The 4,712-nt window shown below is 70.2% G+C and carries 4 protein-coding genes and 2 pseudogenes; 4 read left to right on the top strand and 2 right to left on the bottom strand.

Annotated features, from left to right (window positions below; translation table 11 throughout):
• Window positions 1-179 precede the first annotated feature (179 nt).
• Together rho and prfA are read left to right on the top strand one after the other, a co-directional pair.
• Window positions 180-1,436: pseudogene (rho, locus tag GH736_RS17535) on the top strand (transcription termination factor Rho); the annotation flags it as partial.
• A 5-nt stretch (window positions 1,437-1,441) separates the two neighbouring features.
• The gene (gene prfA, locus GH736_RS17540) at window positions 1,442-2,518 is read left to right on the top strand and encodes a peptide chain release factor 1 (RefSeq protein ID WP_159605623.1); all 1,077 of its coding nucleotides are present in this window, start codon (window positions 1,442-1,444) and stop codon (window positions 2,516-2,518) included.
• Window positions 2,519-2,606: 88 nt separating this feature from the next.
• Here the strand turns inward: prfA and epsC are convergent, their stop codons facing one another.
• Together epsC and cysK are read right to left on the bottom strand one after the other, a co-directional pair.
• Window positions 2,607-3,197, bottom strand: coding sequence for a serine O-acetyltransferase EpsC (gene epsC, locus GH736_RS17545; RefSeq protein WP_235934398.1), 591 nt, complete (start codon window positions 3,195-3,197; stop codon window positions 2,607-2,609).
• Entirely contained in the window at window positions 3,190-4,125 is a 936-nt protein-coding gene (cysK, locus tag GH736_RS17550; RefSeq protein ID WP_159605625.1) for a cysteine synthase A, read from the bottom strand. Before cysK ends, epsC begins: the two co-directional genes overlap by 8 nt.
• A 118-nt stretch (window positions 4,126-4,243) precedes the next feature.
• On the opposite strand from cysK, the pseudogene GH736_RS25180 reads away from it, so the two are divergent.
• Both GH736_RS25180 and GH736_RS25185 read left to right on the top strand, forming a co-directional pair.
• A pseudogene (locus GH736_RS25180) lies at window positions 4,244-4,366 on the top strand (peptide chain release factor N(5)-glutamine methyltransferase); the annotation flags it as partial.
• 152 nt (window positions 4,367-4,518) lie between these two features.
• Window positions 4,519-4,712: hypothetical protein (locus tag GH736_RS25185; RefSeq protein WP_235934402.1), on the top strand; the 194-nt coding region annotated here is incomplete at its 3' end.

Below are 4,712 nucleotides of genomic sequence, written 5' to 3' on the forward strand. Positions count from 1 at the left end.
AGGGCGGCGAGCGCCAGAACGGCGACGCCGGCCGTAAGGCCGACTAGCAGGGCAAGCCAGCCCGCGAGCGCCAGCCCGAGCCCGACGCCGGCAAGGCGCAGGGCGACGGCCGCGGCCAGCAGAGCCAGGCGCAGGCCCAGGCCCGCGACGCACAGCAGCAGCAGCTCGACGGCGAGGGCGGCCGTCGCAACCGGTACCGCGACCGCAAGCGCCGCGGACAGGGGGCGACCGACGAGCTCGAGCCCGAGATCCTCGACGACGACGTGCTGATCCCCATCGCGGGCATCCTCGACGTCCTCGACAACTACGCGTTCGTGCGCACCACCGGCTACCTTCCCGGCCCGAGCGACGTCTACGTCTCGCTCGGCCAGGTGAAGAAGTACAACCTGCGCAAGGGCGACGCGGTCGTCGGCTCGATCAAGCAGCCGCGTGACGGCGAGTCGAACAGCCGCCAGAAGTACAACGCGCTCGTGAAGGTCGACTCGGTCAACGGGCAGACCCCCGAGGAGTCGGCGGCGCGCGTGGAGTTCCAGAAGCTCACGCCGCTCTACCCGCAGGACCGCCTCCGCCTCGAGACCGAGCCCACGAAGCTCACGCAGCGCATCATCGACCTGGTGGCGCCGATCGGCAAGGGCCAGCGCGGCCTCATCGTCGCGCCGCCGAAGGCCGGCAAGACGATTGTGCTCCAGCAGATCGCCAACGCGATCTCGATCAACAACCCCGAGGTCCACCTCATGGTCGTGCTCGTCGACGAGCGCCCCGAAGAGGTCACCGACATGCAGCGCACGGTGAAGGGCGAGGTCATCGCCTCCACCTTCGACCGTCCGGCCGAGGACCACACGACGGTCGCCGAGCTCGCCATCGAGCGCGCGAAGCGCCTCGTGGAGCTGGGCCACGACGTGGTCGTGCTGCTCGACTCGATCACCCGCCTGGGCCGCGCGTACAACCTCGCGGCACCGGCATCCGGTCGCATCCTCTCGGGCGGTGTCGACGCCTCGGCGCTCTACCCGCCGAAGCGCTTCTTCGGCGCGGCGCGAAACATCGAGAACGGCGGCTCGCTCACCATCCTCGCCACCGCGCTCGTCGAGACGGGCTCGAAGATGGACGAGGTGATCTTCGAGGAGTTCAAGGGCACCGGCAACTCCGAGCTGCGCCTCTCGCGCCAGCTCGCCGACAAGCGGATCTTCCCGGCCGTCGACGTGAACGCCTCGTCGACGCGTCGCGAGGAGATGCTGCTCTCGCCCGACGAGGTCAAGATCACCTGGAAGCTGCGTCGTGCCCTCGCGGGCCTCGACCAGCAGCCGGCGCTCGAGGCCGTGCTCGGCCGTCTCAAGGAGACGCAGTCGAACGTCGAGTTCCTCATGCTCATGCAGAAGTCGATGCCGGTCGCCAACGGCGCCGCTCACTCGCACGGGCACGAGACCGACCACCGGTAGGCCGCGTGTTCGAGTCCGTCCAGGCCATGCTCGCCGAGCACGGCGAGCTCCAGGAGGAGCTCGCCGACCCGGCGCTGCACGCCGACGCCGCGCGCGCCAAGAAGGTCAACCGCCGCTACGCCGAGCTCAGCCGCATCGTGGCCGCGCACACCGCGTGGCAGCAGGCGGGCGACGACCTCGAGGCGGCGCGTGAGCTGGCCAAGGAGGACGACGCGTTCGCCGAGGAGGTGCCGTCCCTCGAGGAGGGCCTCGCGCTGGCGCAGGAGAAGCTCCGGCGGCTCCTGATCCCGCGCGACCCCGACGACGGGCGTGACGTGATCATGGAGATCAAGGGCGGCGAGGGCGGCGCGGAGAGCGCCCTGTTCGCCGGCGACCTGCTGCGCATGTACATGCAGTACGCGCAGTCCAAGGGCTGGAAGATCGAGCTGCTCGACCAGAACGAGTCCGACCTCGGCGGCTACAAGGACGTGCAGGTCGCGATCAAGTCGAACGCGACGGACCCATCGCAGGGGGTGTGGGCGCACCTCAAGTACGAGGGCGGCGTGCACCGCGTGCAGCGGGTGCCGGTCACCGAGACGCAGGGTCGCATCCACACGTCGACGACGGGCGTGCTGGTCTTCCCCGAGGTGGACGAGCCCGAAGAGGTCGACATCAACCAGAACGACCTGAAGATCGACGTCTACCGGTCGTCGGGTCCCGGCGGCCAGTCGGTGAACACCACCGACTCCGCGGTGCGCATCACCCACCTGCCCACGGGGATCGTCGTGTCGATGCAGAACGAGAAGTCGCAGCTGCAGAACCGCGAGGCGGCGATGCGCGTGCTGCGCGCGCGTCTGCTGGCGCGCCAGCAGGAGGAGCAGGCGGCCGCGGCATCCGATGCCCGCAAGTCGCAGATCCGCTCCATGGACCGCTCGGAGCGCATCCGCACGTACAACTTCCCCGAGAACCGCATCGCCGATCACCGCACCGGCTACAAGGCGTACAACCTCGACCAGGTCATGAACGGCGCGCTCGACCCCCTCATCGAGTCGGCCGTCCAGGCCGACGAGGAGGCGCAGCTCGCCGGGCTCGGCGACGACTGACACCGATCGACGCGAGCGTGTCGAAGGGGCGGATGCTGCGGCATCCGCCCCTTCGTCGTCCACGACTCGACGAGCCGCGCCGATCGAGTCAGATGTGCCAGTCGTGCACGCCCCGTGCGGCGTCCGCCGTCGCGTGCGTGAGCGGCTTGAACGTCGCGGGGATGCCGACGACGAGCGAGTGGGCGGGGGCGTCCTTCGTGACCACGGCGTTGGCGCCGATGGCGCTCCACGCGCCGATCGTCACGTTGCCGAGCACCTTCGCCCCGGCGCCCACGGTGACGCCGTCCTCGAGGGTCGGATGCCGCTTCGCCCCGCGCGGCGTGCCCCGCGGCGCCTTCCCGCCCAGCGTGACGCCGTGGTAGAGCATCACGTCGTCGCCGACGATCGCCGTCTCGCCGATCACGACGCCCATGCCGTGGTCGATGAAGAAGCGACGGCCGATGTGCGCGCCGGGGTGGATCTCGACGCCCGTGAGGAAGCGCACGAACTGCGATCCGAGCCGCGCGGGCAGCCGGAACCCGCCCTCCCAGAGCCGGTGCATGAGCCGGTAGCCCCAGATGGCGTGCAGGCCCGAGTAGGCGAGGGCGACCTCGGTGGCGTTCCGCGAGGCCGGGTCGTGGGCGCGAGCGGTGGCGATGTCTTCCCTGAGGCTGGCGAGGATTCCCACCAGGTCAGTCAAGCAGACCTTCGTACAGGACCGTGGACAGGTAGCGCTCGCCGTAGCTCGCGACGATGACCACGATGGTCTTGCCGGCGTTCTCGGGCCGCTTGGCGAGCTCGACGGCCGCGTACACGGTGGCGCCGGACGAGATGCCGCCGAGGATGCCCTCCTCGATGCCGAGGCGACGTGCGGTGGCCACGGCCTGGTCGATGTTCACATCGATGATCTCGTCGTAGACCTCGCGGTCGAGGATCTCGGGCACGAAATTCGCGCCGATGCCCTGGATCTTGTGGGGGCCGGGCTGGCCGCCGTTGAGGATCGGCGACTCGGCGGGCTCGACGCCCACGATGCGCACCTCGGGCTTGCGCTCCTTGAGCACCTGCCCGACGCCGCTGATGGTGCCGCCCGTGCCGATGCCCGACACGAAGATATCGACGTCGCCGTCGGTGTCGTTCCAGACCTCCTCGGCCGTCGTGCGGCGGTGGATCTCGACATTGGCGACGTTCTCGAACTGCTTGGCGAGCACGGCGCCGGGCGTCTCCGCGGCGATCTGCTCGGCTCGGGCGACGGCGCCCTTCATGCCCTCTCCGCCGGGGGTGAGGACGAGTTCGGCACCGTAGGCGCGAAGGAGCGCGCGACGCTCCTTCGACATGGTCTCCGGCATGGCGATGACGACCCGGTAGCCGCGTGCGGCGCCGATCATGGCGAGCGCGATGCCCGTGTTGCCGCTCGTGCCCTCGACGATGGTGCCGCCGGGCTGCAGCTCGCCCGAGGCCTCGGCGGCGTCGACGATGCCGACGCCGAGGCGGTCCTTCACGCTCGCGGAGGGGTTGTAGAACTCGAGCTTCGCGAGCACGGTGGCCGCTGCGCCGTCGGTGACGCGGTTCAGTCGCACGAGCGGGGTGCGACCGAAGACCTCGGTGATGTTGTCGAAGACCTGGGCCATGGTGCTTCCTCTCGGGTGTGCGACTCGGGTGTCCGAGCGACGGCGGATGCCGCGGCTCAGCCTACGGCCGCGCCCGCGCCCGGTCACGTGCGTTACATTCCATTTCGTGGATGAACGGATGCCGGCGCGGGGCGCACGCGACGTGAGGACCGTGCGCGATGAGACGGCGGGGCGGCTCGCCGGGGCCGGCGTGCCCGATCCCGAGGTCGACGCCGACCTGCTGATCGGGCACGTGCTGGGGCTGTCGCGCGGCGGCGTGCAGGCCCCTGCATCACCTACCCACGGCAACACAGACGGCGGCCAGGCGCTTGCGGCATGCCGGCGCAGTCAGGTGGGATCGCAAAAACGTCGCCGCCACTCGCGCCTCGGCCGTAGATCCTTCCATCGTCCTTGGTGGTCGGATCGAACGGCTCGCTCGTCCAACCCTGGCTCTCCATCTCGGGCGCACTCGAGGCGATCATCGAGCGGCAGGAGGTCGTCGACACGACGCAAGGGCGCAGCCTGCTCTACGCCCGATGCCGCTGCGCCGCGTTCCCCCGAACGCGGCTCACGCACGACCGGAAGGCGCCTGGTCGCTCAGTTCGCCG

This window comes from Agromyces humi, assembly GCF_009720255.1.
GTDB lineage: Bacteria > Actinomycetota > Actinomycetes > Actinomycetales > Microbacteriaceae > Agromyces > Agromyces humi.

What these genes read in the sequence shown, in the direction of transcription:
- cysK (WP_159605625.1), bottom strand. Translation starts at nt 4,125, where the DNA reads ATGGCCCAGGTCTTCGACAACATCACCGAGGTCTTCGGTCGCACCCCG.